Raw genomic sequence first — 26298 nt, 5'->3', positions numbered from 1 at the left:
CCCGACTGAGTGATCAGTCGGGGCTTTTTTGTGGCTGATGTCCCGTGGCTGATCTTTCCCACGCTCTGCGTGGGAATGCCCACCTGGACGCTCCGCGTCTGCTTTTAAGATCGTGACGCAGAGCGTCACAGGATGCATTCCCACGCGGAGCGTGGGAACGATCGGCCGATCAGCGTGATCAGGTCAGAACAAATCGATCGGCGCGCCTTCATCCGCCGGCAGCGGGCTGCCCGGCACTGCGCCGTTGCCCAGTTCGTTGACCGATGGCGGTGTGTCTTCGCTCTTGAACAGCTCGAAGTACGCATTCGGCGTGCTCGGTGAAGCTGCGCGGCCACTGATCGGGTCGATGCGCAGGCTGAGGATGCCTTCTGGCTCTGGCTGGGTGTGCAGCGGCTTGTCCTTGAGCGCTGCGCCCATGTAGCTCATCCAGATCGGCAGGGCGACGGTGCCACCAAACTCGCGGCGGCCCAGGCTTTCAGGCTGGTCATAGCCGGTCCACACGGTGGTCACGTAGTCGCCGTTGTAGCCGGAGAACCACGCGTCCTTGGACTCGTTGGTGGTACCGGTCTTGCCAGCGATATCCGCACGGCCCAGAGCCAGTGCGCGGCGGCCGGTGCCCTTCTTGATCACGTCTTGCAGGATGCTGTTGAGGATGTAGGTAGTGCGGCCGTCCACGATGCGCTCGGCAACCGCTGGCGCTTGCGGTTCGGCCGGTGCGCCGGCGTTTGCGGCCGGCGGTGTGCCTGGCGTCGCCTCGATGGTGATACCGCCGTTGCTCGGTACCGCAAGCCCGTCGGTCGCGGCCACACCATTGACCACGTCGCCGGGTACCCGTGGCGGGTTGGCGGTGAACAGGGTGTCGCCATTGCGGCTTTCGATCTTGTCGATCAGGTACGGCGCGATCTTGTAGCCGCCGTTGGCAAAGGTGCTCCAGCCGGTGGCGATTTCCATCGGCGTGAGGGTCGCGGTACCCAGGGCCAGGGACAGGTTTGGCGGCAGGTCCGACTTGGCGAAGCCAAAGCGCGTCATATAGTCGATGGTCTTGCCTACGCCCATCGCCTGCAACAGGCGGATCGACACCAGGTTGCGTGACTTGTACAGCGCCTCGCGGATACGGATCGGGCCGAGGAACGTGTTGGTGTCATTCTTCGGGCGCCAGACCTTGTCCAGATATTCATCGACAAACACGATTGGCGCGTCGTTGACCAGGCTGGCGGCGGTGTAGCCGTTGTCCAGCGCGGCACTGTAGACAAACGGCTTGAAACTGGAGCCCGGCTGGCGCTTGGCCTGGGTAGCGCGGTTGTAGTTGCTCTGCTCGAAGGCAAAGCCGCCGACCAGTGCGCGGATCGCACCGTTCTGCGGGTCCAGGGACACCAGGGCGCCCTGGGCGAGCGGCACCTGGCTGAATTTGAGGCTGTCATCCTTTTGGCGTTGCACGCGGATCAAATCACCCACCTGGGCCACGTCGGATGGCTGCTTGGGCATCGGGCCCATGCTGTTGGTGTTCAGGAACGGGCGTGCCCACTTCATGCTGTCCCAGGCTACATGGGCTTCGCCAGAGCGGGTCAGCACTTGGATGCCGTCCTTGGTTACCTGGGTGACGATGGCCGGGTCCAGGCCGCTGATCGAACGCTGTTTGCCCAATTCGGTGGTCCAGGCACTCAGGGTCTTGCCCGGCAGGCGCGACTCGGGGCCACGGTAGCCGTGACGCTGGTCATAAGTGATCAGGCCTTCATGTACCGAATGGTTGGCGATTTCCTGCAAGTTGCTCGGCACCGTCGTGGTGACGCGGAAACCTTCGGTGTAGGCCTCGCTGCCATAACGGCCAACCATCTCGGCGCGGGCCATTTCGGCGATATAGGGTGCATTCACTTCTGGGGTCGGCACGTGATAGCTGGCGTTCAGCGGCTCGGCTACGGCACTTTCATAAGCGGCCTGGTCGATCTTGCCCAGTTTGTACATGCGGCCCAGGATCCAGTCACGGCGTTCTTTACTGCGCGCCGGGTTGGCCAGCGGGTTGAAGCGCGACGGTGCCTTGGGCAGGCCGGCGATCATCGCCATTTGCGCCAGGCTGGCGTCACGAATCGACTTGCCATAGTAGACCTGGGACGCGGCCTCGATGCCGTAAGCGCGGTTGCCCAAGTAGATCTTGTTGACGTACAGCTCGAGGATTTCATCCTTGGTCAACTGGCGTTCGATCTGCAGCGCCAGCAGGATTTCGGTGGCCTTGCGGGAAAAGCTGCGTTCGCTGGTGAGGAAGAAGTTCTTCGCCACCTGCATGGTGATGGTGCTGCCACCCGATTGAATGTGTCCACTTTTTACCAATTGCGTGGCTGCACGCACCAGGCTGCTGGGGTCTACGCCGTAGTGGTTGGCGAAATTATCGTCTTCGGCAGACAGCAAAGCGCTGATGAAATTGGGTGGAATGTCGGCGAAACGGATCGGTGTGCGGCGCATTTCGCCGAACTCCGCGATCAGTTTTTCATCGCTGCTGTAGACCCGCAAAGGAATCTGCAACTGGATACTTCTGAGGGCCTCTACGGAGGGCAAACCCGGACTAAGGTAGAGGTAGGCCCCGCTGAGTACGAGCAGCAGCCCGCAAACGATGGCGACAATGGAGTACCCGAAAAACTTCAGCAGACGAATCAAGGCTTTTGGATTTCCAGAGAAAAGAATGAGTTACGCGTCGGGGATGCATGGCAAACGATGGATCGACCCGGGCAGCAGATAAAAAGCGGGAAAAAACGCTGGGCATTAAAGCATTTTTCAGCTTGGGGCGTCATTCGCGAGCCTTGAACAAGCCGACCGAATGCAAGGTGCCTGGCAGCAATCAGGCGAGATGACAGCCGGTATGACAGGGAAAGTTTTGGGGAGTTTTATGGGAAAGGGATTTTTCAGGCGAAAAGTCGACACGGTGTTGGGGGTCGATATCAATGACAGCGGCATCAAGCTGATCGAACTGGGCCGTTCATCAGGCGGTTTCAGCGTCCAGGGCTACGTTATGCAAATGCTGCCGCCCCAGGCGGTGGTGGACGGCACCTTGCTGGACCTTGAGGGAGTGGGCCGTATGCTGCAACAGGCACTGTCGCGCCTGGGTACCTCGGCCCGGTACGCCGCCGTGGCGGTTGCGGGCCCGTCGGTAATTACCCGGCTGATTGACATGGACGCCGGCCTCAGTGATGAGGAAATGGCCTGGAAGATCCAGATGGAAGCCGACCAGTTCATCCCCTATCCATTGGACGAGGTGGCCATCGACTTTCAGGTTCAAGGGCCATCGGCTCAAGGCCCGCAGTGGGTAGAGGTGATGCTGGCGGCGTGCCTGCGTGAGCAGGTCGAAGCGCGCGAGGCGGTTTTGGCCCTGGCGGGGCTGGTGCCGCGGGTGGTCGATGTAGAAGGGTTTGCATTGGAGCGCGCTTGCCTTCAGGATTTTGCCAGCTTCACGCCGGGTCATAGAGTCGATGGTGCACAATGGGCCTTGGATGCCCAAGGGATGGGAGTGGCTTGCGGGCTGGCCCTTAGGAGTTTCGCTGGATGACACGAATCAATCTTTTGCCTTGGCGCCAGGCCCTCGCGGAGCGCAGGCGCAAATACCTGTTGGTGCTATTGCTGGCGTTTGCCTGCGTGGCGCTCGCGGCACTGTGGTTGGCTGATCAAGTGATCGACCAGGCGATAGACCGGCAGGTAAGCCGCAACAGCCGCCTGGAAGAGCACATCGCTACCCAGGACTCGCGGATCAGGACTATCGACGACTTGCAGGCGCGAAGCCAGCAACTGGCCGAACGCATGAAGGTGGTTCAGGACCTGCACGATGCCCGCTCTTCCGGTGCCCGATTGTTCGAGCAATTGGCTCGCTCGGTGCCTGAAGGTGTCCATCTGCATGAGGTGGTTGCCAACGGCGACACCATCAGCATTCGCGGCACGGCAGAAAGCAACCAGGATATCGCCCGTTTGATGCAGCAACTCAAGCCAATCCACGGCTCCAGTTCGACCCGTCTGCAGCGCGTGCAAAGCGAAGGTGCACGCGGCGAAAGTGAATTCCAACTGATGGTGCGCCAGGGAGAGTCCAGCGAGGCGCAACCATGAGCCTGCCCAGGCTCGATTTTTCCACGCTCTCTTACAACGCTGCCAAATGGTCCCTGCCGGGCAAGGTGCTGCTTGGCTGTGTGCTGGCCGGCCTGGTGCTGGTGCTGGGCGAGGTTTCGCATGGGGGGCCGCAGCGGGAGCGATTGCACGGGCTTGAGGCGCGGGAGCAGGCGCTGCAGCAGCAACTCACAGAAAAGACCGGCCTGGCCGCGAGCCTTGAGCTGCGCACCCGGCAAGTCCGGAGCATGGAAGACAATCTCGCCAGCCTTCTAGGGCAATTGCCCGGCGAGTCCGAGGTGCCTGCCGTGCTGGAAGACATCGCCCGGCTGGCGGCTGTTCATGGGGTGTGGGTCGAAGGCATCACCGTGCTGGATGAAGCGCCTCGGCAGCTTTATATCGAACAACCCATGCAGATAGGCGCGTCCGGGGTTTACCACGACCTGGCGACGTTTGTCAGTGCCTTGGGTGGGTTGCCACGGGTCGTTACCGTGCAGGATATTGCGCTCGGGCATCAGGGCGCCTTGTTGCGTCTGAACATGCTCGCCAAGACCTATCGCAGCACCCTGCAAAACGGCAAGGCCCGTCAGGTGCTGGACCCAGGGCCGCAATTTGTCTACGAACCCTCGTCCTTGCGCGATCCGTTCACGCCGCCCGCCTTGCAGGCACCGCACGTTCCGGGCCGCCCGGCCCTTGCCCCGGATTTCACCCGGCCACGGGGACTGTTGGAAGGTATGCGCCTCGATCAGTTCGAAATGGTCGGTACGTTGTCCCGTGGTGCGCAGGCCTTTGCCTTGTTGCGGGCTGGGGCCAGGGTGTATCGGCTGGCGGTGGGTGATTACCTGGGGCCGGACCATGGCCAGGTCACGGCCATTCAAGACGCTGCTGTCGAGCTGGTGGAGCTGTTTCCCGATGGACAGGGCGCCTGGCTGGAACGCCCGCGAACCCTTGTGCTGAACGTCAACTCATAACGGAATCAAACAATGAAAAGGACCTTCTCGTCCTTCGGTGTGGCGCTATGGATAGCGTTCACGGCACCGATGGCTGCTGCTGTGCCCAATCGCCTGGACCTTATCCAACTGCCGCCGCCCGACAGTGCCCAGCCGGTCAGCTATACAGGCGCCAAGCTGACCCTGAATTTCCAGGACATCGACCTGCGCGCGGTCTTGCAGCAAATTGCCGATGTCGCCGGGCTCAACCTGGTGACCAGCGATGAGGTGCAGGGCTCGATCACCCTGCGGCTCAAGGATGTGCCCTGGGACCAGGCTCTGGACCTGGTACTGCAAACCAAGGGCTTGGACAAGCGAGTCAAGGCGGGCGTGCTGCTGGTGGCGCCCGCCGATGAATTGGCTGCTCGCGAGCTGTTGATGCTGGAGTCGCGCAAGCAGATGGCCGAGCTGGCGCCCTTGCGTCGGGAGCTGCTGCAGGTCAATTACGCCAAGGCCGCCGACCTGGCCAAGCTGTTTCAGTCGGTGACCGGCTTTGAGGGCGCCACCGATGAGCGCGGTTCGGTGGCGGTGGATGACCGCACCAACAACATCATCGCCTACCAGACTGGCGAGCGGCTCGAAGAGCTGCGGCGCATCGTGGCGCAACTGGATATCCCGGTACGCCAGGTCATGATCGAGGCGCGGATTGTGGAGGCCAATGTCGACTACGACAAAAGCCTGGGTGTGCGCTGGGGTGGGCGGCTCACCCGTGGCAACAGCGGGGTTGGCGGTATTGGCAAGCCGCTGGCGGAGGGTGCCGAGCCGCCGCAAAACCCACCCAGTTCACCCTTTGTCGACTTGGGGTCGCTGGCCGGAACCTCGGGCCTGGGGATCGCCTATATCACCGACAACCTGTTGCTGGACCTTGAGCTGACCGCCATGGAAAAAACCGGCAACGGTGAGATCGTCTCGCAGCCCAAGGTCGTCACCTCCGACAAAGAGACTGCACGCATCCTCAAAGGCACCGAGATTCCTTATCAGGAATCCACCTCCCAGGGTGCCACCTCGGTGTCGTTCAAAGAGGCCTCGCTGTCGCTTGAAGTCACGCCGCAAATCACTCCCGACGACCATGTGATCATGGCGGTCAAGGTCACCAAGGATGAGCCCGACTACCTGAACCGACTCAATGACGTGCCGCCGATCAAGAAAAACGAGGTCAACGCCAAGGTTCTGGTCAGGGATGGCGAGACCATCGTCATTGGCGGGGTTTTCTCCAACACCCAAAGCAAAGTGGTAGATAAAGTGCCATTTTTGGGCGATGTGCCGTATCTTGGCCGCCTTTTCCGGCGCGATGTGCTGGCGGAGAAAAAATCCGAGCTGCTGGTATTCCTGACTCCGCGTATCATGAATAACCAGGCGATTGCTGTGAGTCGTTGATTCTGTGCGAAATTTGATTCTTGTAGGGCCGATGGGGGCTGGAAAAAGCACCATCGGCCGTTTGCTGGCCAAAGAGCTGCGCCTGCCATTCAAAGATTCCGACAAGGAAATTGAATTGCGCACGGGTGCCAATATCCCATGGATCTTCGATAAAGAAGGCGAGCTGGGCTTTCGTGACCGCGAGCAGGCGATGATTGCCGAGCTGTGCGGCTGCGATGGCGTGGTATTGGCGACCGGCGGTGGCGCCGTCATGCGCGATGAAAACCGTCGGGCGCTGCATGCCGGTGGTCGGGTGGTGTATCTGCACGCGTCGGTCGAACAGCAGGTGGGCCGTACCGCCCGTGATCGCAATCGCCCGTTGCTGCGCACCGCCGACCCGGCGAAAACCCTGCGGGACCTGCTGGCGCTGCGCGATCCGCTGTATCGGGAAATCGCCGATCTGGTGGTGGAAACCGATGAACGGCCACCTCGGATGGTCGTACTTGACATCCTTGAGCGCCTGCAACGGTTGCCACCCCGTTAAAGCCTGGCCCGAAATGCGCTATTCTCGGCGGCGCGCCATGACCTTATAAGGTATGGCGTAGAGCCACCAGGCGGTGTCGAGATGTCGACAGTGCCGGTCGTTAATACATCTTCAACGCGGGGACACATGCAGACACTTAAGGTCGATCTAGGCGAGCGCAGCTACCCGATCCACATTGGCGCAGGTCTGTTGGACCAGCCCGAACTGCTTGCGCCGCATATTGCCGGCCGACAGGTGGCAATCATCTCCAACGAAACGGTCGCGCCGCTGTACCTTGAGCGTCTGAGCCGCAGCCTGGCGGCGTACTCGGTGATCTCCGTGGTGTTGCCTGACGGCGAAGCCCACAAAAACTGGGAAACCCTGCAACTGATCTTTGATGGCCTGCTGACTGCGCGCCATGACCGTCGAACCACTGTGGTCGCCCTGGGCGGCGGTGTGATTGGCGACATGGCCGGGTTTGCCGCGGCCTGCTACCAGCGCGGCGTGGATTTCATCCAGGTGCCGACCACCTTGCTGTCCCAGGTCGATTCGTCGGTGGGTGGCAAGACCGGTATCAACCACCCGTTGGGCAAGAACATGGTCGGCGCGTTCTACCAGCCTCAGGCTGTGCTGATCGACACCGCTACCCTCAACACCTTGCCGCCGCGCGAGCTGTCGGCGGGGCTGGCGGAAGTCATCAAGTACGGCCTGATTTGCGATGAGCCGTTCCTGACCTGGCTGGAAGAACACATGGACGCCTTGCGCGCCCTCGATCAGGTAGCCCTGACCGAAGCGATCTCCCGCTCTTGCGCGGCCAAGGCGCTGGTGGTCAATGCCGACGAGCGCGAGTCCGGCGTGCGGGCCACGCTGAACCTGGGCCACACCTTCGGCCATGCGATCGAAACGCACATGGGCTATGGTGTGTGGCTGCATGGGGAGGCCGTGGCGGCTGGTACGGTGATGGCATTGGATATGTCGCAGCGCCTGGGCTGGATCAGCGCCCAAGAGCGTGATCGCGGTATCCGCCTGTTCCAGCGTGCCGGTTTGCCGGTCGTTCCGCCCACGGAGATGGCCGAGGCGGATTTCCTTGAACATATGGCGATAGACAAGAAAGTGATCGACGGTCGACTTCGACTGGTACTGCTGCGCCACATCGGCGAAGCCGTGGTGACCGACGATTATCCAAAAGAGATTCTACAGGCCACGCTGGGAGCGGATTACCGCGCCCTGGCCCAGCTCAAAGGTTAATAAGACCCGATGACTAGTTTGCATGCCGACGAGGCGTTCCTCGGCCATTATCACTTGAGCCACGACCCCTTCGCACCACGGGTGCCGGGTTTCAAGTTCTTCCCCGCCCAGCGCAAGCCGGTACTTGGGCAGTTGCATCACCTTGCGCGCTACAGCCAGTTGCTGCTGGTGGTGACCGGCCCTCTGGGCAGCGGCAAGACCTTGCTGCGCCAGGCGCTGGTGGCCAGCACCAACAAACAATCGGTGCAGAGCGTGGTGGTGTCTGCCCGCGGTGCCGGTGATGCGGCTGGCGTACTGCGCGAGGTGGCGCAAGCGTTGAACGTCTCCAACGCCGAGCCGAACGCGATTCTCAAGCAGGTGGTGCAATTGGGCCTGACCGGCCAGGAAGTCTACCTGCTGGTAGACGACGCCGAGCAGCTCGACGAATCGGCCCTGGAAGCCTTGCTGGCGCTGGCAGCGGGTACGCCGGAAGGTCGCCCGCATGTGTTCCTGTTCGGTGAGTCGTCGTTGATCGCCGATCTGGAGCAGATCAGCGGTGAGCAGGAGCTGTTTCACGTCATCGAGTTGCAGCCGTACGAAGAGGAAGAAACCCGCGAATACCTTGCACAACGTCTTGAAGGCGCAGGGGCGGGTATCGAACTTTTCACCGCTGCGCAGATCTCTGATATTCACGAAAGCTCCGATGGCTGGCCTGGAAACATCAACCAGGTTGCCCGCGATGCCATGATCGAAGCCATGATTGCCAGCCGCTCTGCGGTCAAGCGTCCAAAGATGGGGTTCACTATGCCTAAGAAGCACGTATTGGCTATTTCCGCCGTTGTCGTGGTCGCTGTTGCCGCCGCCTGGTTGATCCCGGGCCGCAACAAAGCACCGACAACCACTGGCGCGCCAACCGAACAGGCGCAGTTGCCACTGGGCAAGCCCACGCCAAACGTCGAATTTGCCAACTCCGGCCAACCGACCAACCTGCCGATGGTCGGCCAACCTGTGATGCGCGGCCCTCTGGCTGAAGAAGCCGGTGGCATCTCCGAAGGCGACGACGGTGTGCCGGTGGAAGGCTCCAGCGCCACGCCGCCGACCGTGACCACCACCGCGCCACCTGCAGGCGTACCGGCCGGTGTGCCAGCGACGCCGGTTGCTCCGGTCGCCAAGCCGACTCCTACGCCGGCGCCCACCGTTGCTACCGCCAAGCCTGCTCCGGTGACCAAGCCTGTCGCACCAGCGCCAGCCGCCAAACCAGCCCCGGCCGCCAAGCCTGCGGAAAAACCAGCCGCCACCGTTGCCAAGGCCGGCGCTGCTGGCAGCAGCTGGTACAGCAGCCAGCCTACCGGTAACTTTGTGGTACAGATCCTCGGCACCAGCTCCGAAGCCAACGCCCAGGCGTTCGTCAAAGAGCAGGGCGGCCAGTACCGTTATTTCAAGAAAGTGCTCAACGGCAAACCTCTCTACGTGATCACCTACGGCAGCTTCCCAAGCCGCGCCGCAGCCGATTCTGCTATCAAAGCCTTGCCAGCGAAGGTTCAGGCTGGTAAACCTTGGCCTCGCACTGTTGCCAGCGTTCAACAAGAACTGGCAGCAACTCGCTGAAGATCCGGCGGCCTTACCCAGGCCGCCCTCCCGGCACCTCAAAAAAATCCGCAAGTGCGTGCAGTCTCCAGAGACCGCGCGCTTTGTGGTGTCTGCGTCACAGTGGCTTTTGAGTCGTAGCGGTCAGAATTAAAAAAGTTTTGACTAGCACAGCATATCGCTTTAAACCTTTCATAAATGCGACATAGATTTGCGACATTTCGTCGCTAAATTTGTGAGCGTCTGTGTCGGTGTGTACAATGACCTCCCTTTTGCCCCCGCTAAGCCGGCGTACGTTCGGCGTGGAAGGTAACCGGTTGAATTGAAAAGAAATTTGCCTCGGTAAAAGAGGCAGCCTGGTGAGAAAGTGTCTATGAAAGCAGGTCTGTACCAACCCGATGAATTCAAGGATAACTGCGGTTTCGGCCTGATAGCCCACATGCAGGGCGAACCCAGTCATACCCTTTTGCAAACGGCCATCGAGGCCCTGACCTGCATGACCCACCGCGGTGGGATCAACGCCGACGGCAAGACCGGTGACGGCTGTGGCTTGCTGATTCAAAAGCCCGACCAGTTCCTGCGCGCTGTCGCCAAAGAGCAATTCGCGGTCGAACTGCCCAAGCAGTACGCCGTGGGCATGGTGTTTTTCAACCAGGACCCGGTAAAAGCCGAAGCCGCTCGCGAGAACATGAACCGCGAGATCGCCGCCGCCGGCCTGCAAATCGTCGGATGGCGCAAAGTGCCCATCGACACCAGCGTACTCGGCCGCCTGGCCCTGGAGCGCCTGCCGCAGATCGAACAAGTGTTCATCGCCGGCGATGGCCTGAGCGACCAGGACATGGCGATCAAGCTGTTCACGTCCCGTCGTCGTTCGTCGGTGCTCAACGCCGCCGACACTGACCATTACATCTGCAGCTTTTCCCACAAGACCATCATTTATAAAGGCCTGATGATGCCGGCGGACCTCACCGCCTTCTATCCAGACCTGAGCGATGAGCGCCTGCAAACCGCAATCTGCGTGTTCCACCAGCGCTTCTCCACCAATACCCTGCCGAAATGGCCGCTGGCCCAGCCATTCCGCTTCCTCGCCCACAACGGCGAGATCAATACCATCACTGGCAACCGCAACTGGGCCCAGGCCCGTCGCACCAAGTTCGCCAACGATTTGATGGACCTCGAAGAGCTCGGCCCGCTGGTCAATCGCGTGGGTTCCGACTCCTCCAGCATGGACAACATGCTCGAACTGATGGTCACCGGCGGCATCGACCTGTTCCGTGGCGTGCGCATGATCATTCCGCCAGCGTGGCAGAACGTCGAGACGATGGACCCGGACCTGCGTGCGTTCTACGAGTACAACTCGATGCACATGGAACCGTGGGACGGCCCGGCCGGCGTGGTCATGACCGACGGCCGCTATGCGGTGTGCCTGCTCGACCGTAACGGCCTGCGCCCGGCGCGTTGGGTGACCACCACCAACGGTTTCATCACCCTCGCCTCGGAAATCGGCGTGTGGGACTACAAGCCTGAAGACGTGATCGCCAAAGGCCGTGTGGGCCCTGGCCAGATCCTGGCCGTGGACACCGAGACCGGGCAGATCCTCGACACCGACGCCATCGACAACCGCTTGAAGTCCCGTCACCCGTACAAGCAATGGCTGCGCAAGAACGCCCTGCGCATCCAGGCGACCATGGAAGACAACGACCACGGTTCGGCTTTCTATGACGTCGACCAGCTCAAGCAGTACATGAAGATGTACCAGGTCACGTTCGAAGAGCGCGACCAGGTGCTGCGTCCGCTCGGTGAGCAAGGCTACGAGGCCGTCGGCTCCATGGGCGATGACACGCCAATGGCCGTGCTGTCCCAGCGCGTACGCACGCCGTACGACTACTTCCGCCAGCAGTTCGCCCAGGTGACCAACCCGCCGATCGACCCGCTGCGTGAAGCCATCGTGATGTCCCTGGAAGTGTGCCTCGGCGCCGAGCGCAACATCTTCCAGGAATCGCCTGAGCATGCCTCCCGTGTGATCCTCAGCTCGCCGGTCATTTCCCCGGCCAAATGGCGCTCGCTGATGACCCTTGAGCGTCCGGGCTTCGATCGTCAGATCATCGACCTGAACTACGACGAGAGCCTGGGCCTTGAAGCCGCAGTGCGTAACGTTGCTGACCAGGCTGAAGAAGCCGTGCGTGCCGGTCGTACCCAGATCGTACTGACCGACCGCCATATCGCGCCGGGCAAGTTGCCGATCCACGCGTCCCTGGCGACCGGCGCGGTGCACCACCGCCTGACTGAAAAAGGCCTGCGCTGCGACTCCAACATCCTCGTGGAAACCGCCACTGCCCGCGACCCGCATCACTTTGCGGTGCTGATCGGTTTCGGCGCTTCGGCGGTGTACCCGTTCCTCGCGTACGAAGTGCTGGGTGACCTGATCCGTACCGGTGAAGTGCTGGGAGACCTCTATGAGGTGTTCAAGAACTACCGCAAGGGCATCACCAAGGGCCTGCTGAAGATCCTCTCGAAGATGGGTATCTCCACCGTCACTTCCTACCGTGGCGCGCAGTTGTTCGAAGCCATCGGCCTGTCCGAAGAAGTCTGCGAGCTGAGTTTCCGTGGCGTACCGAGCCGCATCAAGGGTGCGCGTTTCGTCGACATCGAAGCCGAGCAAAAAGCCCTGGCCGCCGAAGCCTGGAGCGCGCGCAAGCCGATCCAGCAAGGTGGCCTGCTCAAGTTCGTGCACGGTGGCGAATACCATGCCTACAACCCGGACGTGGTCAACACCCTGCAAGCCGCTGTGCAGCAGGGCGACTACGCCAAGTTCAAGGAATACACGAGCCTGGTGGACAACCGCCCGGTGTCGATGATCCGCGATCTGTTCAAAGTGAAGACCCTGGACACGCCGATGGACATCAGCCAGGTCGAGCCGCTGGAGTCGATCCTCAAGCGCTTCGACTCCGCCGGTATTTCCCTGGGCGCCCTGTCGCCCGAGGCTCACGAAGCCCTGGCCGAAGCCATGAACCGCCTGGGTGCGCGTTCCAACTCCGGCGAAGGCGGTGAAGACCCGGCGCGCTACGGCACGCTCAAAAGCTCGAAGATCAAGCAGGTGGCCACCGGCCGTTTCGGGGTGACCCCGGAGTACCTGGTGAATGCCGAGGTGCTGCAGATCAAGGTGGCCCAAGGCGCCAAGCCGGGTGAGGGTGGTCAATTGCCAGGCGGTAAGGTCAACGGTTTGATCGCCAAGCTGCGCTATGCGGTGCCGGGCGTGACGTTGATCTCGCCACCGCCGCACCACGACATTTACTCGATTGAAGACTTGTCGCAGCTGATTTTCGACTTGAAACAAGTCAACCCCCAGGCCCTGGTCTCGGTGAAACTGGTGGCAGAAGCCGGCGTCGGCACCATCGCCGCCGGTGTGGCCAAGGCCTATGCCGACCTGATCACCATCTCCGGCTACGACGGCGGCACCGGCGCTTCGCCGCTGACCTCGATCAAGTACGCCGGTGCACCGTGGGAACTCGGCCTGGCCGAAACCCACCAGACCCTGCGCGGCAACGACCTGCGCGGCAAGGTGCGAGTACAGACCGACGGCGGCCTGAAAACCGGCCTCGATGTGATCAAGGCCGCGATCCTCGGAGCCGAAAGTTTCGGCTTCGGTACTGCGCCCATGATCGCCCTGGGCTGCAAATACCTGCGCATCTGCCACCTGAACAACTGCGCCACCGGCGTGGCGACTCAGAACGAGAAACTGCGCAAGGATCACTACATCGGCACCGTCGACATGGTGGTGAATTTCTTCACCTACGTCGCCGAAGAAACCCGTGAGTGGCTGGCCAAATTGGGCGTGCGTTCGCTGGAAGAGCTGATCGGTCGCACCGACCTGTTGGACATCCTCGAAGGCCAGACCGCCAAGCAACAACATCTGGACCTCACGCCGCTGTTGGGCAGCGATCACATCCCGGCAGACAAGCCACAATTCTGCCAGGTGGATCGCAACCCACCGTTCGACAAAGGCCTGCTGGCCGAGAAAATGGTCGAAATGGCCGGCTCCTCGATCAACGACGCCAGCGGTGGCGAGTTCGCCCTGGATATCTGCAACTGCGACCGTTCCATCGGCGCACGCATCTCCGGCGAAATCGCACGCAAGCACGGCAACCAGGGCATGGCGAAAGCGCCGATCACCTTCCGCTTCAAGGGCACTGCGGGCCAGAGCTTCGGCGTGTGGAACGCCGGCGGCCTGCACATGTACCTGGAAGGCGACGCCAACGACTACGTGGGCAAGGGCATGACTGGCGGCAAACTGGTCATCGTTCCGCCGGCTGGCAGCGTGTACAAGACCCAGGACAGTGCCATCATCGGCAACACCTGCCTGTACGGCGCCACCGGTGGCAAGCTGTTTGCCGCAGGTACTGCCGGTGAGCGTTTCGCCGTGCGTAACTCCGGTGCCCACACCGTGGTGGAAGGCACTGGCGATCACTGCTGCGAGTACATGACCGGAGGCTTTGTCGCGGTACTGGGCAAGACCGGTTACAACTTCGGTTCGGGCATGACCGGCGGTTTCGCCTACGTGCTCGACCAGGACAACACCTTCGTCGACAAGGTCAACCACGAGTTGGTCGAGATCCAGCGTATCAGCGGCGAAGCCATGGAATCCTACCGGAACCACTTGCAGCACGTGCTGGACGAGTACGTCGAGGAAACCGGCAGCGAATGGGGTCGTAACCTCGCCGAAAACCTCGATGATTACCTGCGTCGTTTCTGGCTGGTCAAGCCCAAGGCTGCCAACCTGAAATCGTTGCTTTCCAGCATCCGTGCCAACCCGCAGTGATATGCGCCTGAACAGTTTGATGAGGTTTTAACATGGCTGAACGTCTGAATAACGACTTCCAGTTCATCGATGTCGGGCGCAAAGATCCGAAGAAGAAACTGTTGCGTCAACGCAAGAAAGAGTTCGTGGAAATCTACGAACCCTTCAAACCCCAGCACTCGGCCGACCAGGCCCACCGCTGCCTGGGGTGCGGTAACCCGTATTGCGAATGGAAGTGCCCGGTGCACAACTTCATTCCCAACTGGCTCAAACTGGTGGCCGAGGGCAACATCCTCGCCGCCGCCGAGCTGTCGCACCAGACCAACACCCTGCCGGAAGTCTGCGGCCGGGTGTGCCCGCAAGACCGTCTGTGTGAAGGTGCCTGCACCCTCAACGACGGCTTCGGCGCGGTGACCATCGGTTCGGTGGAGAAGTACATCACCGATACGGCGTTCGCCATGGGCTGGCGCCCGGACATGTCCAAGGTCAAGCCAACAGGCAAGCGCGTCGCGATCATCGGCGCGGGCCCTGCTGGCCTGGGGTGTGCCGACGTGTTGGTGCGTGGCGGCGTGACTCCGGTGGTGTTCGACAAGAACCCAGAAATCGGTGGCCTGCTGACCTTCGGTATCCCTGAGTTCAAGCTGGAAAAAACCGTACTCAGCCACCGTCGTGAAGTGTTCACTGGCATGGGTATCGAGTTCCGCCTCAATACCGAAATCGGCAAAGACATCACCATGGAGCAACTGCTCGCCGAATACGATGCGGTGTTCATGGGCATGGGCACCTACACCTATATGAAGGGCGGCTTTGCCGGTGAGGACTTGCCCGGCGTGTATGACGCGCTCGACTTCCTGATCGCCAACGTCAACCGCAACCTGGGCTTTGAAAAGTCGCCGGAAGATTTCGTCGACATGAAGGGCAAGAAGGTCGTGGTGCTGGGCGGTGGCGACACCGCGATGGATTGCAACCGCACCTCGATCCGCCAGGGCGCCAAGTCGGTGACCTGCGCTTATCGCCGTGACGAAGCCAACATGCCCGGCTCGCGCAAAGAGGTGAAGAACGCCAAGGAAGAAGGCGTGAGATTTCTCTACAACCGCCAGCCGATTGCCATCGTCGGTGAAGACCGCGTCGAGGGTGTGAAGGTGGTCGAGACCCGTCTCGGCGAACCGGACGCCCGTGGCCGTCGCAGCCCCGAGCCGATTCCGGGTTCCGAAGAGATCATCCCGGCCGACGCCGTGGTCATCGCCTTCGGTTTCCGTCCAAGCCCGGCGTCGTGGTTCGAGCAGTTCGAAATCCAGACCGACAGCCAGGGCCGCGTCGTGGCCCCGGAACAAGGCCAGTACAAGCACCAGACCAGCAACCCGAAGATCTTCGCCGGTGGCGACATGGTGCGCGGGTCGGACCTGGTGGTCACCGCGATCTTCGAAGGCCGTAACGCCGCCGAAGGCATCCTGGACTACCTGCAAGTCTGATGATCGTTCCCACGCTCTGCGTGGGAATGCCGCCAGGGACGCTCCGCGTCCCGAACAGCATGACGCGGAGCGTGGGAGCGATCCTGCGGCGGCATTGCCGCGACAAATTGACCCGATAGACAAAAGGCACGGTGCATTCCGTGCCTTTTGCGTCGCGCTCTGAGAAAATGCCCGCACTTTTTTTGCGGATGCCGACATGACTGCCCTCAAGAACGACCGTTTCCTTCGTGCCCTGCTCAAGCAACCCGTAGACGTCACCCCGGTGTGGATGATGCGTCAAGCCGGTCGCTATCTGCCGGAATACCGTGCCAGTCGCGCCAACGCCGGTGATTTCATGAGCCTGTGCATGAACCCGGAGTTCGCCTGCGAAGTCACGATGCAGCCGCTGGACCGCTACCCACAACTGGATGCGGCCATCCTCTTCTCCGATATCCTCACCATCCCGGACGCCATGGGCCAAGGCCTGTACTTCGAAACCGGCGAAGGCCCGCGCTTCAAGAAAGTCGTCAGCACCCTGGCCGATATCGAAGCCCTGCCGATCCCTGACCCACACAAAGACCTGGGCTACGTGATGGATGCTGTGAGCACCATCCGCCGCGAGCTCAACGGCCGCGTGCCGCTGATCGGTTTCTCCGGCAGCCCCTGGACCCTGGCCACCTACATGGTTGAAGGCGGCTCGTCGAAAGACTTCCGCAAGACCAAGGCCATGCTCTACGACAACCCGCAAGCCATGCACCTGTTGCTGGACAAGCTGGCGCAGTCGGTCACGTCCTACCTCAACGGCCAGATCATGGCAGGCGCCCAAGCGGTACAGATTTTCGACACCTGGGGTGGCAACTTGTCGTCGGCGGCGTACCAGGAGTTCTCCCTGGCCTACATGCGCAAGATCGTCAGCGGCCTGATCCGTGAACACGAAGGCCGCAAGGTTCCGGTGATCATGTTCACCAAAGGCGGCGGCCTGTGGCTGGAAAGCATCGCTGACGCGGGCGCCGATGCATTGGGCCTGGACTGGACCTGCGACCTCGGCGAAGCGCGCCGTCGCGTCGGCAACCAGGTTGCCCTGCAAGGCAACATGGACCCGACCGTGCTGTACGCCAAGCCAGAAGCGATCCGCGCCGAAGTCGGACGCATCCTGGCCAGCTATGGCAAGGGCAGTGGCCACGTGTTCAACCTTGGCCACGGCATCACACCGGAAGTGAACCCGGAGCACGCGGGTGCGTTCTTGCGCGCAGTGCACGAACTGTCGGCGCAATACCACGAGTAAAACGGAAAACAAAATGTGGGAGCTGGCTTGTCGGGTCGCCGCATCGCTGCGATGGCGGCGGCGAATTCAACACCGCTATCGCAGGCAAGCCAGCTCCCACATAAAGCCAGTCGCCTCAGGCTTTCACATGGCCCAGTGGCGGCAACTTCGCCAGCTTCAACGCCACCAGCAACGCGCCAATCAGCAGCGCGACGATAAACCCGCCAATCCCGTTCCACCCGGCAAAGTGCCAGAAAAACCCACCCGCAGTCCCGGCAATGCTCGACCCCACGTAATAGCAGAACAGGTACAGCGACGACGCCTGCCCCTTGGCTTTCACTGCGCGGCGGCCGATCCAGCTGCTGGCGACCGAGTGGGCGCCGAAGAAGCCGAAGGTGAACACCAGCATGCCTGGCACCACCAACCACAGCGGGGTGAACAGCGTCAGGGCCATGCCGGCGAGCATCAGCACGATGGTGCCCCATAGCACGCGGCGGCGGCCGAGGCGGTCGGCCAGTGAGCCGATCTTGGCCGAGCTGTAGATGCCCGAGAGGTACACCACTGACAGCAAACCGACCACCGCCTGGCTCAGATCGTAGGGGGAGGCCAGCAGGCGATAGCCGATGTAGTTGAACATCGTCACGAACGCGCCCATCAGCAGGAAGGCTTCGAGAAACAGCCACGGCAGGCCGGCGTCCTTGAAGTGCATGACAAAGCCGTCCACCAGGCTGCGTGGCTTGAGGCTGCTGGCGCGGAAGTTGCGCGATTCGGGGAGGATCTTCCAGAACACCGTGGCAGCGATCAACGCCAGGGCGCCGATGATCAGCATTGCGGTGTGCCAGCTGACGAAGTCGATCAACACGCCGATGATCAGGCGCCCGCTCATGCCCCCAATCGCGTTGCCGCCGATGTACAGGCCCATGGCCAGGCCGATGTGCTGCGGGTGGATCTCTTCGCTGAGGTAGGTCATGGCCACGGCGGCCAGGCCGCTCAAGGACAAGCCCACCAGTGCACGCATCAACAGGATGCCCTCCCAGCTCGGCATCAAGCCGCTGGCGATGGTGGCCAGCGCCGCACAGAACAACGCAGCGACCATCACCGGCTTGCGCCCCAGCCTGTCGGATATCGGCCCGGTGATCAGCAGGCCGCAGGCGAGCATGGCGGTCGCGACGGACAAAATCAGGCTGCTTTGCGCCGCATTGATGGAAAACTCGTGGGACAGCGCCGGCATCATCGGCTGCACGCAATACAACAGCGCAAAGGTGGCGAAGCCGCCGGAGAACAGTGCCAGCACGGTGCGGATGAACATCGGCGTGCCTTTTTCGATGTACGCGTCGTTGAGCTGCGCCACCACGTCATCAAGGGCTGAGGGCGGGGTGTGTTGGGCAAGTGGAGCAACAGCAGGATTCACGAGGGACCTCGGGGAGGAAAGTCTGCCAGGACTGACAATACGAAAAAGCATATAGCTGGCTAATGATTCTTTCCAATATATTGTTCGACCTGTTTGATAGCTTTTACGACCTAATGAGGCTTGCATGGAATTTCGCCATTTGCGCTACTTCATCGCCGTTGCCGAAGAACTGCACTTCGGCCGCGCCGCGCAGGTGCTGGGCATCTCGCAGCCGCCCCTGAGCCAGCAGATCCAGGCGCTGGAACACGAGCTGGGCGCACGCTTGTTCGAGCGTACCAATCGTCGGGTCGAGCTGAGCGAGGCCGGGCGTTTGTTCTTGCAAGAGGCACGGTTGGTGCTGGCCCAGGTCGACAAGGCGGCAGATGTGGCGCGGCGTGCGCAGTTGGGGGAACTGGGTGAATTGAAGATCGGCTTCACCTCGTCTGCGCCGTTCAACGCCAGCATTCCCCAGGCGATCTTCGCCTTCCGCCAGGCATTCCCGGCGGTGCATCTGAACCTGCAAGAAATGAGCAGCACCCAAGTAGCCGAGTCGCTGGTGGACGAGTCGATTCAGGTTGGGTTGATGCGGCCTTTGCCCTTGCCCGACTCACTGAACGTGATCGAGTTGATGCGCGAACCCTTGGTCGCGGTATTGAGCGCCGGCCACCCGTTGGCGCAAGGCAGTGAGCGCGGCTTGCATCTGGAGCAATTGGCCGAGGAGCCTTTCGTGTTCTTCCCGCGCAGTTACGGCAGCGGCTTGTACGCGCAGTTGCTCAACCTCGCTCGCGACGCCGGGTTCAGCCCGCACTTTGCTCAGGAAGCAGGGGAAGCAATGACCATCATCGGCCTGGTGGCGGCGGGGTTGGGGGTGTCGGTGCTGCCGGCGTCTTACCAGCGCATCCGCATTGATGGCGTGGTCTATCGCACCTTGCTCGACCCGCAGGCAGTGACGGCGGTGTGGCTGGTGCAGCGCAAGGGCGCGCAAACGCCAATGGCGAAAGGGTTTGTGGAGTTGTTGACGCGTAAGGCCGCTCAATAACCTGTGGCGAGGGAGCTTGCTCCCGCTGGGTCGCGTAGCGGCCCTAAAAAATGGGCCTGCTGCGCAGTCCAGCGGGAGCAAGCTCCCTCGCCACAAGGGGGTCAGTTTTGGGGCGAAGTATTTGCTTCATTCACGCTGTAAGTACGCAACCCCGCCAGAATATCCCGATCCAGCATGCTCACCCAACGGTTGTAGTTGCGATGGATCTTACCGTCCTTGTAGCCCAGGTCGCGGCTGTCGCGGTAGGTGATGGCGTAGCTGTTGCGGGTGTAGCGGATGTCGATTGCGGCGTAGAACTGGCCGCGCACGGTGATCTCGGCCTGCACCAGTTGCGGGCTCAGGCGTTGTACCGTCCACTCGCGTTTTTGCAGGGCGGCGACGATCACCTGTTTCATTTTTTCTTCGCTGACCTGGCTCGTGGCCGGCAACTCGTGCTGGGTGTTGAGCACCGGTTTGCTGGTGCAGCCAGCCGTGGTCAGCAGGGCCAGCGTGATCAGGGTAGCGCGTAGCAGGGAAGACATTCCGTTTTCTCCAGTCGATTAAAAAGTCAGCTCCAGCGGCGGAAGATCAACGAGGTGTTGACGCCGCCGAAGGCAAAGTTGTTGTTCATCACGTAGTCGTTGTGCATCTGGCGAAAGCCACCTTGCAGGTAGTCCAGCTCGCCGCATTGCGGGTCGACCGCGTCCAGGTTGAAGGTGTGCACGTACTGGTCGCGGTTCATCATCTCGATGCTGAACCACGACTCCAGTGCGCCGCAGGCACCCAAGGTGTGGCCGAGGAAACTCTTCTGTGAACTGATCGGCATGCGGCTGCCAAACAGGCTGCTGGTGGCCAGGGTTTCGGCGATGTCGCCCTGATCGGTAGCCGTGCCATGGCCGTTCACGTAGCCGATGGCGGACGGTTCAAGACCTGCGTCTTCCAGGGCCAGCTCCATGGCGCGGCGCATGGTTTTCTGTTCCGGGCGGGTGGTGTGCTGGCCGTCGGCATTGCTGCCGAAGCCAACCAGTTCAGCGTGAATATGCGCGCCCCGCGCCAACGCGTGCTCCAATTCTTCCAGCACCAGCATGCCGCCACCTTCACCGATCACCAGGCCATCGCGGCCGCTGTCGTAGGGACGCGGGCTGGTTTGCGGCGCATCGTTCTTCAGGCTGGTGGCGTAGAGCGCATCGAAGACCATGGCTTCGGTGGGGCACAGCTCTTCTGCGCCGCCCGCGAGCATCAACGGCAGGCGCCCGAACTTGATTGCCTCATAGGCGTAGCCGATGCCCTGGCTGCCGCTGGTGCAGGCGCTGGAGGTAGGAATCAGCCGGCCCGTGAGGCCAAAGAAGATGCTGATATTCGCTGCCGTGGTGTGGGGCATCATGCGCACATAGGAGTTGGCATTGAGCCCCTCGGCCACCGAGTTGAGCAGCATATTGCCAAACGCCTTGATCTCATCGGTGCTGCCGGTGGACGAGCCACAGGCCACGCCCATGCGCCCGTCCTTGATCGACTCGTCACCGAGCAGGCCGGCGTCTTGCAACGCCTGCTCCGCCGCCCACACGGCCAGGCGCGAGACGCGGCCCATGCTGCGCAGTTGCTTGCGCGTCCAGTGAGCAGGCACGACGAAATCGTCGATAGGGCCGGCCAGGCGCGTGTTCAGTTCGGTGAAACGGTCCCACTCATCCATGCGCCGAATGCCGCTGCGGTTGGCGCGAAAGTTGGCGGCGATGGTGTCCCAGTCGCTGCCCAGGGAGGTCACGCCGGCCATGCCGGTGACGACAACGCGCTTCATCAGCACAGGCCCCCGTTCACGGCCAGCACCTGGCGCGTGATATAGCCGGCTTCGGCCGACATCAGGAAGTTCACGGCGCCGGCGACTTCTTCCGGCGTGCCCATGCGTTGGGCCGGGATCATTTTCATCAGTTCTTCTACCGGCACGTTTTCATCCAGCATCGCGGTGTCGATCAGGCCCGGCGCCACGCAGTTGACGGTGATCTTGCGCTTGCCCAGCTCGATGGCCAGCGCCTTGGCCGCGCCGATCAAGCCGGCTTTGGAGGCGCTGTAGTTGACCTGGCCGCGGTTGCCGATCAGCCCGGACACCGAGGTGATGCACACGATACGCCCGGCGGCGCGGCGCCGAATCATCGGCATCATCACCGGGTGCAGCACGTTGTAGAAACCATCCAGGTTGGTGCGCATCACCACATCCCAATCGTCTTCCGACAGCGCAGGAAAGGCGCCGTCGCGGGTCAGGCCGGCATTGAGCACCACGCCGTAATAGGCGCCATGCCGCTCCACATCGGCCTCAAGGATCTCTTTGCACGCAGCGCGATCCGCCACGTCGAACTGCAGCACGCGTGCCTCGCGCCCCAGGGCTTGGACCTCGAGCTGTACCGCGTCGGCTTCGGCACGACCGCTGCGGCAATGCAGCACGATGTCATGGCCGGCCTGGGCCAGGCGCAGGGCAATGGCGCGGCCGATACCACGGCTGGAGCCGGTGACCAGTACGGATTCAGTCATGGCGTATCGTCCTTCGATTCATCTAAATAGTTGGCCGCCTGGGGCGGTCGAAATACGTTCAGGCGCGCGCTGGCCTGGATACCGTCGCCGGTGAGGTGGCATTCGAACACACCCATGCCGTTGTCGTCTTCCAGGGAGCGCAGGCCGTGGATATGCAGCTCGGCACCGACCGGAAAGTGCTCCACGTTGCACTCGAACTTACGTGTGCCCAACAGGAAACCGAGTTCCACGGCCTTGCCTTGCTGGCGTGCATGGCAACCGGCATACGCGGCGACGCTTTGCGCCATCAGCTCGATGCCGACCCAGGCTGGCAGGCTGCCGTCAGCACGGTTGAACAGGCCGCCGGGCTTGACGGTGACGCGGGTGTGGATCTGCTCTTCATCGAACGACAGCACCTGGTCGATCAGGATCATGTCGCCCGCATGGGGCAGCAGTTCGGCGAGTGGCCAATCGATCATGGGGCCTCTGCGATTATCAGGCTGACATTGTTTCCGCCGAATGCAAACGAGTTGCTCATCAGGCAGGGTTTTTTCAAGCTGTCGCCGCTGCGCACCCATTGCAAGGCGGGCAGCGCCGGGTCGGGATGGCCGTCCCATACGTGGGGTGGCAGCAGGCGATGGGTCAGGCTCAGCCAGCAGAACGCGGCTTCCAGTGCCCCGGCAGCGCCGAGGGTGTGGCCGGTCATGGGCTTGGTCGATGAGCAGGCGACGCCGCCGGGAAACAGGCTGGCGACCGCCAGGCTTTCCATGGCGTCGTTGTGTTGGGTCGCGGTGCCGTGCAGGTTCAGGTAGCCGATCTGCTCGGGCGAAAGCTTCGCGCAGGCTAAGGCCTTGCGCATGGCCAGCAACGCGCCCTTGCCACTGGGCTCGGGCGCAGAGATATGGTGCGCGTCGCAACTGGCGCCGCTGCCCAGCAAGGCGATGGGGGCCGGCTCGCGGCTCATCAGGAACAGCACCGCCGCTTCACCGATATTGATGCCGTTGCGGTTCACCGAGAACGGATTACAGCGCTCGGCAGACACTGCTTCCAGCGCGGTAAACCCGTTCAGCGTCAGCTTGCACAGGCTGTCCACGCCGCCGCAGATCACCGCATCGCACACCCCCAGGTCCAACAGGCGCTGGGCACTCATCAATGCACGGGCGCTGGAGGTGCAGGCGGTGGAAATCACATAGGCCGGGCCGCTCACGTTCAACCAGTCGGCGAGGAAGTTGGCCGGAGCGCTGAGTTCCTGTTGCTGGTAGTCGTAGTCAGCGGGGAACTGCGTGTTCTGCAGGTAATGGGCAATGCCACGGCTGGCTTCGTCAATGCCCGAGGTGCTGGTGCCGAGCACAACCCCGACCCGGTCAGCGCCGTAGGTTTGGATGGCCTGACGAATCTGATCTTCGATCTGCAGCGCCGCTTCCAACAGCAACTGGTTATTGCGACTGCTTTGCTGGGCCAGTTCAGGGGGCAGGCTCGCCAGTTCGCCGTATACGGCGGCCACCGGCACTACGCGTTCCGGCACCCAGCCGCTTTCGGCACGCATGCCCGAACAGTCGCCGGCAAACAGCTTGCGGCTGACTTGCGCCTGGCCACGGCCAAGGGCGCAGATCACGCCAAGGGCGTTGAGGTAGGCGGTCATCGGCTCACACCCAGCGGGCTGATGCGGTAACTCAGCGGCGGGTCGGCCATGTTCACGCTGAACACCTCGGAAGACTGATAGACGATCTGCCAGTGGCCCGGCAGCGTGCGCGTCAGGTCCATCGCCTGGGCAGTGGGATACAACGCCGGTACGTCACCGGGCGCGGTCAGGGCAAACAGCAGCGCGGCAAATAGCGTGCGCGCCTGGGGGTTGGGCGGCAGCAAGCCGTCTGCCTGCCACTGTCCATCAAGCAGTTTTTGCCGGGCCAGGGGAATGCCCAGCGGGTCCATCATCGACCAGCGAATCGCGCGGCCTTCGCGCTGGATCACCAGCAGCCAGTCCTGGCTCTGGCTGTCCGCCAGGCGCTGCACATGCAATTGCATCGGCAAGGCCAGGGCCGGCATTTTTTCCGGCAGCGGCGCCTGGCTGGCACAGGCGCCGAGCAGCAACAGGCAACTTATCAACAGCAGGCGCATCATGGGGCCGCATTCTCCACAGGTTTACGGGCCACGCAGTTGACCAGGGTTTCCTCGCGCTGACCCACCGGCGGTGCCTTGCGCAGGCCCCAACGTTCCAGCAGGCCGAAGTCACTGGAACGGCTCCACCACAAGTAAGGGTACGAAATGTTCTGAGCAGCGAACTCAAAGCCCTGCTCTCGCAGCATCTCCAAGTACTCGTCGGCGCTCTTTTGCACATGCATCGGGTGGCGGAACAGCCAGCGAATCACCCAGGTGTCGATGTAGGCTTCGGTGGATTCGGCAAACAGCAGATAGCCGCCCGGCTTGAGCACCCGATAGAACTCCTTGAGTGCGCGATGTTGTTCCACCAGATGATGGAAGGTCTGGTGGCAGAACAGGATATCGACGCTGGCATCCGCTAGGTTGAGGGTCGCGCAGTCGCTGCCGATCAGCTCGACGTCCAGGCCCAGGCGCGCGGCCTCTTCGCGGCTCAGTGCCAGGCTGTGAGGGTCGGCATCCAGGCCGATCAGGCGCGAAGGCGCGAACACCTGATGCAGCAACTGGAAGGATTTGCCCTGGCCGCAACCGGCATCCAGCAACACCGGCGCCACCGGCAGCGGCTCGCTGAACAAGCTGCGCAGGTCATTGATCGCCACGCGCAATACGTGATGCTGCCAGGTATGGCTGCGCAGGAACCAGAAGCCGAAGCGGGTTTCTTCGACGTAGTTTTGACTCAGGTAGTTTTTTTCGACGCCAGGGCTGCTCATACCGCTTCACTCGCACAAATATCCGACAACATCCGCAAGCGCCGTTTCGGCTCGCTGACAAACGGGTTGTGTTCATCCCAGGCGTAACCGGCCAGGATAGAGCTGATCATGCGGCGAATCTCCGGTGAACTGCCAGGATGGAAAATCACGTCCTGGAACGTGCCCGCGTACCAGCCCTCGACGTAGCAGCGGAAGGTATCAACACCGCGCTTGAGCGGTTCGGCGAACTCGGTTTGCCAGTCCACCGTTTCTCCGCTCAATTGGCGGTGCAGCACTCCTGCGGCCATGCTGGCCGAACGCATGGCAATGGTCACGCCGGAAGAGAACACCGGGTCGAGGAATTCCGCCGCATTGCCCAGTAGCGCAAAGCCTGGGCCGTGCAGGGTTTTGACGTTGGCCGAGTAGCCGCCGATGGTGCGCGCCGGGGTATCCCAGACGGCATTTTGCAGCACGGCGGACAGGCTTGGGGTTTGCTCGATAAAGCCGCGCAGGCAGGCGTCGAGGTCGCTGTCGGCACCCTCGAAATGCTCTTTGGCTGCGACCACGCCTACCGAGCAACGGCCGTTACTGAACGGGATGGTCCAGAACCAGATATCGCGCTTGGTCGGGTGAGTGGTCACCAGGATTTTGCTGCGGTCAAAGCCTGGGTGTTCGATACGGTCTTCGACGTGGGTGAATACGGCCTGGCGCAGCGGGAAATTCGACGGTGCTTCCAGGTCCAGCAGGCGTGGCAACACACGGCCGTAGCCGCTGGCATCGAGCACGAACCTGGCCTTGAGGTGGTACTCGCTGCCATTCTGGCGGCGCACATGCAAATACCGGCTCTCGGCAGAAAAATCCACGCCGACAATGGTTTGGCCGTAGCGGATTTCCACGCCTTGCAACGCCGCCTGGTCGGCCAGCAATTTGTCGAACTCGCCGCGCTGCACCTGGAAGGTGGTGGGCTTGCCGTTGCTGAAGGTGTCGCTGAAATCAAAGGCACTGTAGCGCTCGCCCCAGGCGAAGGCCGCGCCGGTTTTTACCTGGAAGCCTGCAGCTTGCACAGCGTCGAGCATGCCGGCTTCTTCGATGAAGTCGATGCAGTGCGACAGCAGGCTTTCGCCAATCGAGAAACGCGGGAAATGCTCGCGCTCGATGATCAATACATCATGCCCTTTGCGCTTTAACAGCGCGGCCGCGATGGCACCGGAAGGCCCGGCACCGATCACCACCACCTGGCGACGTTCCATTTCAACTGTGGGCACGA

The 26298-nt window shown here is 61.9% G+C and carries 20 protein-coding genes and 1 pseudogene; 11 read left to right on the top strand and 10 right to left on the bottom strand.

Annotation, left to right across the window (positions count from 1 at the left end; genetic code table 11):
• Positions 1-183: 183 nt before the first annotated feature.
• On the bottom strand, positions 184-2646 hold the full coding sequence (locus GIV26_RS04115) for a penicillin-binding protein 1A (RefSeq protein ID WP_374956610.1): 2463 nt from the start codon (positions 2644-2646) through the stop codon (positions 184-186).
• A 232-nt stretch (positions 2647-2878) separates the two neighbouring features.
• Here GIV26_RS04115 and pilM point away from each other — a divergent pair, with 232 nt between their 5' ends.
• The 10 genes and pseudogenes from pilM to hemE all read left to right on the top strand — a co-directional run bounded on the left by pilM (position 2879) and on the right by hemE (position 17296).
• The gene (pilM, locus tag GIV26_RS04110) at positions 2879-3535 is read left to right on the top strand and encodes a type IV pilus biogenesis protein PilM (RefSeq protein ID WP_034125864.1); all 657 of its coding nucleotides are present in this window, start codon (positions 2879-2881) and stop codon (positions 3533-3535) included.
• Entirely contained in the window at positions 3532-4083 is a 552-nt protein-coding gene (locus GIV26_RS04105) for a PilN domain-containing protein (protein ID WP_034125574.1), read from the top strand. The genes pilM and GIV26_RS04105 overlap by 4 nt, the downstream gene beginning before the upstream one ends.
• Entirely contained in the window at positions 4080-5051 is a 972-nt protein-coding gene (locus tag GIV26_RS04100) for a pilus assembly protein PilP (RefSeq protein WP_236279543.1), read from the top strand. Before GIV26_RS04105 ends, GIV26_RS04100 begins: the two co-directional genes overlap by 4 nt.
• A gap of 138 nt (positions 5052-5189) precedes the next feature.
• Positions 5190-6446: pseudogene (locus GIV26_RS04095) on the top strand (type IV pilus secretin PilQ); the annotation flags it as partial.
• A gap of 4 nt (positions 6447-6450) precedes the next feature.
• A complete protein-coding gene (gene aroK, locus GIV26_RS04090; RefSeq protein ID WP_003187914.1) occupies positions 6451-6969 on the top strand; it encodes a shikimate kinase AroK in 519 nt (172 codons plus the stop codon).
• Between the two features lie 126 nt (positions 6970-7095).
• Positions 7096-8196: a 3-dehydroquinate synthase gene (gene aroB / locus GIV26_RS04085; protein WP_236279542.1), complete on the top strand. Its 1101-nt coding sequence runs from the start codon at positions 7096-7098 to the stop codon at positions 8194-8196.
• A 9-nt stretch (positions 8197-8205) separates the two neighbouring features.
• Positions 8206-9783 carry an SPOR domain-containing protein gene (locus GIV26_RS04080; protein WP_054896205.1) on the top strand — a complete coding sequence of 526 codons (1578 nt, stop codon included), beginning with the start codon at positions 8206-8208 and terminating at the stop codon, positions 9781-9783.
• Positions 9784-10135: 352 nt separating this feature from the next.
• Positions 10136-14581: a glutamate synthase large subunit gene (gltB, locus tag GIV26_RS04075; RefSeq protein ID WP_057709583.1), complete on the top strand. Its 4446-nt coding sequence runs from the start codon at positions 10136-10138 to the stop codon at positions 14579-14581.
• A gap of 32 nt (positions 14582-14613) precedes the next feature.
• Positions 14614-16032 (top strand): FAD-dependent oxidoreductase, encoded by a 1419-nt coding sequence (locus GIV26_RS04070; protein WP_034125580.1) that lies wholly within the window; start codon positions 14614-14616, stop codon positions 16030-16032.
• Between the two features lie 196 nt (positions 16033-16228).
• On the top strand, positions 16229-17296 hold the full coding sequence (hemE, locus tag GIV26_RS04065) for a uroporphyrinogen decarboxylase (protein ID WP_034125581.1): 1068 nt from the start codon (positions 16229-16231) through the stop codon (positions 17294-17296).
• A gap of 115 nt (positions 17297-17411) precedes the next feature.
• Here the strand turns inward: hemE and GIV26_RS04060 are convergent, their stop codons facing one another.
• Positions 17412-18686, bottom strand: coding sequence for an MFS transporter (locus GIV26_RS04060; protein WP_236279541.1), 1275 nt, complete (start codon positions 18684-18686; stop codon positions 17412-17414).
• A 124-nt stretch (positions 18687-18810) separates the two neighbouring features.
• Here GIV26_RS04060 and GIV26_RS04055 point away from each other — a divergent pair, with 124 nt between their 5' ends.
• Positions 18811-19704, top strand: a complete 894-nt coding sequence (locus GIV26_RS04055; RefSeq protein WP_034125583.1) for a LysR family transcriptional regulator — start codon at positions 18811-18813, stop codon at positions 19702-19704.
• A 101-nt stretch (positions 19705-19805) separates the two neighbouring features.
• Here GIV26_RS04055 and GIV26_RS04050 read toward each other — a convergent pair whose 3' ends face one another.
• The 8 genes from GIV26_RS04050 to GIV26_RS04015 are packed head-to-tail and all read right to left on the bottom strand — an operon-like array spanning position 19806 to position 26296.
• Positions 19806-20225: a hypothetical protein gene (locus GIV26_RS04050; protein WP_003187927.1), complete on the bottom strand. Its 420-nt coding sequence runs from the start codon at positions 20223-20225 to the stop codon at positions 19806-19808.
• Between the two features lie 26 nt (positions 20226-20251).
• Positions 20252-21478 (bottom strand): beta-ketoacyl-ACP synthase, encoded by a 1227-nt coding sequence (locus tag GIV26_RS04045; protein ID WP_032893933.1) that lies wholly within the window; start codon positions 21476-21478, stop codon positions 20252-20254.
• On the bottom strand, positions 21478-22206 hold the full coding sequence (fabG, locus tag GIV26_RS04040; protein ID WP_057975401.1) for a 3-oxoacyl-ACP reductase FabG: 729 nt from the start codon (positions 22204-22206) through the stop codon (positions 21478-21480). The genes GIV26_RS04045 and fabG overlap by 1 nt, the downstream gene beginning before the upstream one ends.
• Positions 22203-22664: a hotdog family protein gene (locus GIV26_RS04035; protein ID WP_236279540.1), complete on the bottom strand. Its 462-nt coding sequence runs from the start codon at positions 22662-22664 to the stop codon at positions 22203-22205. The genes fabG and GIV26_RS04035 overlap by 4 nt, the downstream gene beginning before the upstream one ends.
• Positions 22661-23827, bottom strand: a complete 1167-nt coding sequence (locus GIV26_RS04030; protein WP_236279539.1) for a beta-ketoacyl-[acyl-carrier-protein] synthase family protein — start codon at positions 23825-23827, stop codon at positions 22661-22663. The genes GIV26_RS04035 and GIV26_RS04030 overlap by 4 nt, the downstream gene beginning before the upstream one ends.
• A complete protein-coding gene (locus GIV26_RS04025) occupies positions 23824-24306 on the bottom strand; it encodes a hypothetical protein (RefSeq protein WP_236279538.1) in 483 nt (160 codons plus the stop codon). The genes GIV26_RS04030 and GIV26_RS04025 overlap by 4 nt, the downstream gene beginning before the upstream one ends.
• Complete coding sequence (locus GIV26_RS04020; protein WP_197900275.1) at positions 24303-25052, bottom strand: class I SAM-dependent methyltransferase; 750 nt, start codon at positions 25050-25052, stop codon at positions 24303-24305. The genes GIV26_RS04025 and GIV26_RS04020 overlap by 4 nt, the downstream gene beginning before the upstream one ends.
• Positions 25049-26296, bottom strand: coding sequence for an NAD(P)/FAD-dependent oxidoreductase (locus GIV26_RS04015; protein ID WP_236279537.1), 1248 nt, complete (start codon positions 26294-26296; stop codon positions 25049-25051). The genes GIV26_RS04020 and GIV26_RS04015 overlap by 4 nt, the downstream gene beginning before the upstream one ends.
• Between the last annotated feature and the right edge of the window lie 2 nt (positions 26297-26298).

Origin of the sequence: Pseudomonas sp. PA-1-3F, assembly GCF_021609665.1 — a bacterium.
GTDB lineage: Bacteria > Pseudomonadota > Gammaproteobacteria > Pseudomonadales > Pseudomonadaceae > Aquipseudomonas > Aquipseudomonas paracarnis.
This window is presented reverse-complemented; position numbering and strand designations above follow the sequence as displayed.

Excerpts from the sequence above, each read along its gene's own strand:
- pilM (WP_034125864.1), top strand. The coding sequence starts at position 2,879 with ATGGGAAAGGGATTTTTCAGGCGAAAAGTCGACACGGTGTTGGGGGTC.
- GIV26_RS04105 (WP_034125574.1), top strand. The coding sequence starts at position 3,532 with ATGACACGAATCAATCTTTTGCCTTGGCGCCAGGCCCTCGCGGAGCGC.
- GIV26_RS04100 (WP_236279543.1), top strand. The coding sequence starts at position 4,080 with ATGAGCCTGCCCAGGCTCGATTTTTCCACGCTCTCTTACAACGCTGCC.
- aroB (WP_236279542.1), top strand. The coding sequence starts at position 7,096 with ATGCAGACACTTAAGGTCGATCTAGGCGAGCGCAGCTACCCGATCCAC.
- GIV26_RS04080 (WP_054896205.1), top strand. The coding sequence starts at position 8,206 with ATGACTAGTTTGCATGCCGACGAGGCGTTCCTCGGCCATTATCACTTG.
- gltB (WP_057709583.1), top strand. The coding sequence starts at position 10,136 with ATGAAAGCAGGTCTGTACCAACCCGATGAATTCAAGGATAACTGCGGT.
- GIV26_RS04070 (WP_034125580.1), top strand. The coding sequence starts at position 14,614 with ATGGCTGAACGTCTGAATAACGACTTCCAGTTCATCGATGTCGGGCGC.
- hemE (WP_034125581.1), top strand. The coding sequence starts at position 16,229 with ATGACTGCCCTCAAGAACGACCGTTTCCTTCGTGCCCTGCTCAAGCAA.
- GIV26_RS04055 (WP_034125583.1), top strand. The coding sequence starts at position 18,811 with ATGGAATTTCGCCATTTGCGCTACTTCATCGCCGTTGCCGAAGAACTG.
- GIV26_RS04050 (WP_003187927.1), bottom strand. The coding sequence starts at position 20,225 with ATGTCTTCCCTGCTACGCGCTACCCTGATCACGCTGGCCCTGCTGACC.
- GIV26_RS04045 (WP_032893933.1), bottom strand. The coding sequence starts at position 21,478 with ATGAAGCGCGTTGTCGTCACCGGCATGGCCGGCGTGACCTCCCTGGGC.
- fabG (WP_057975401.1), bottom strand. The coding sequence starts at position 22,206 with ATGACTGAATCCGTACTGGTCACCGGCTCCAGCCGTGGTATCGGCCGC.
- GIV26_RS04035 (WP_236279540.1), bottom strand. The coding sequence starts at position 22,664 with ATGATCGATTGGCCACTCGCCGAACTGCTGCCCCATGCGGGCGACATG.
- GIV26_RS04030 (WP_236279539.1), bottom strand. The coding sequence starts at position 23,827 with ATGACCGCCTACCTCAACGCCCTTGGCGTGATCTGCGCCCTTGGCCGT.
- GIV26_RS04025 (WP_236279538.1), bottom strand. The coding sequence starts at position 24,306 with ATGATGCGCCTGCTGTTGATAAGTTGCCTGTTGCTGCTCGGCGCCTGT.
- GIV26_RS04020 (WP_197900275.1), bottom strand. The coding sequence starts at position 25,052 with ATGAGCAGCCCTGGCGTCGAAAAAAACTACCTGAGTCAAAACTACGTC.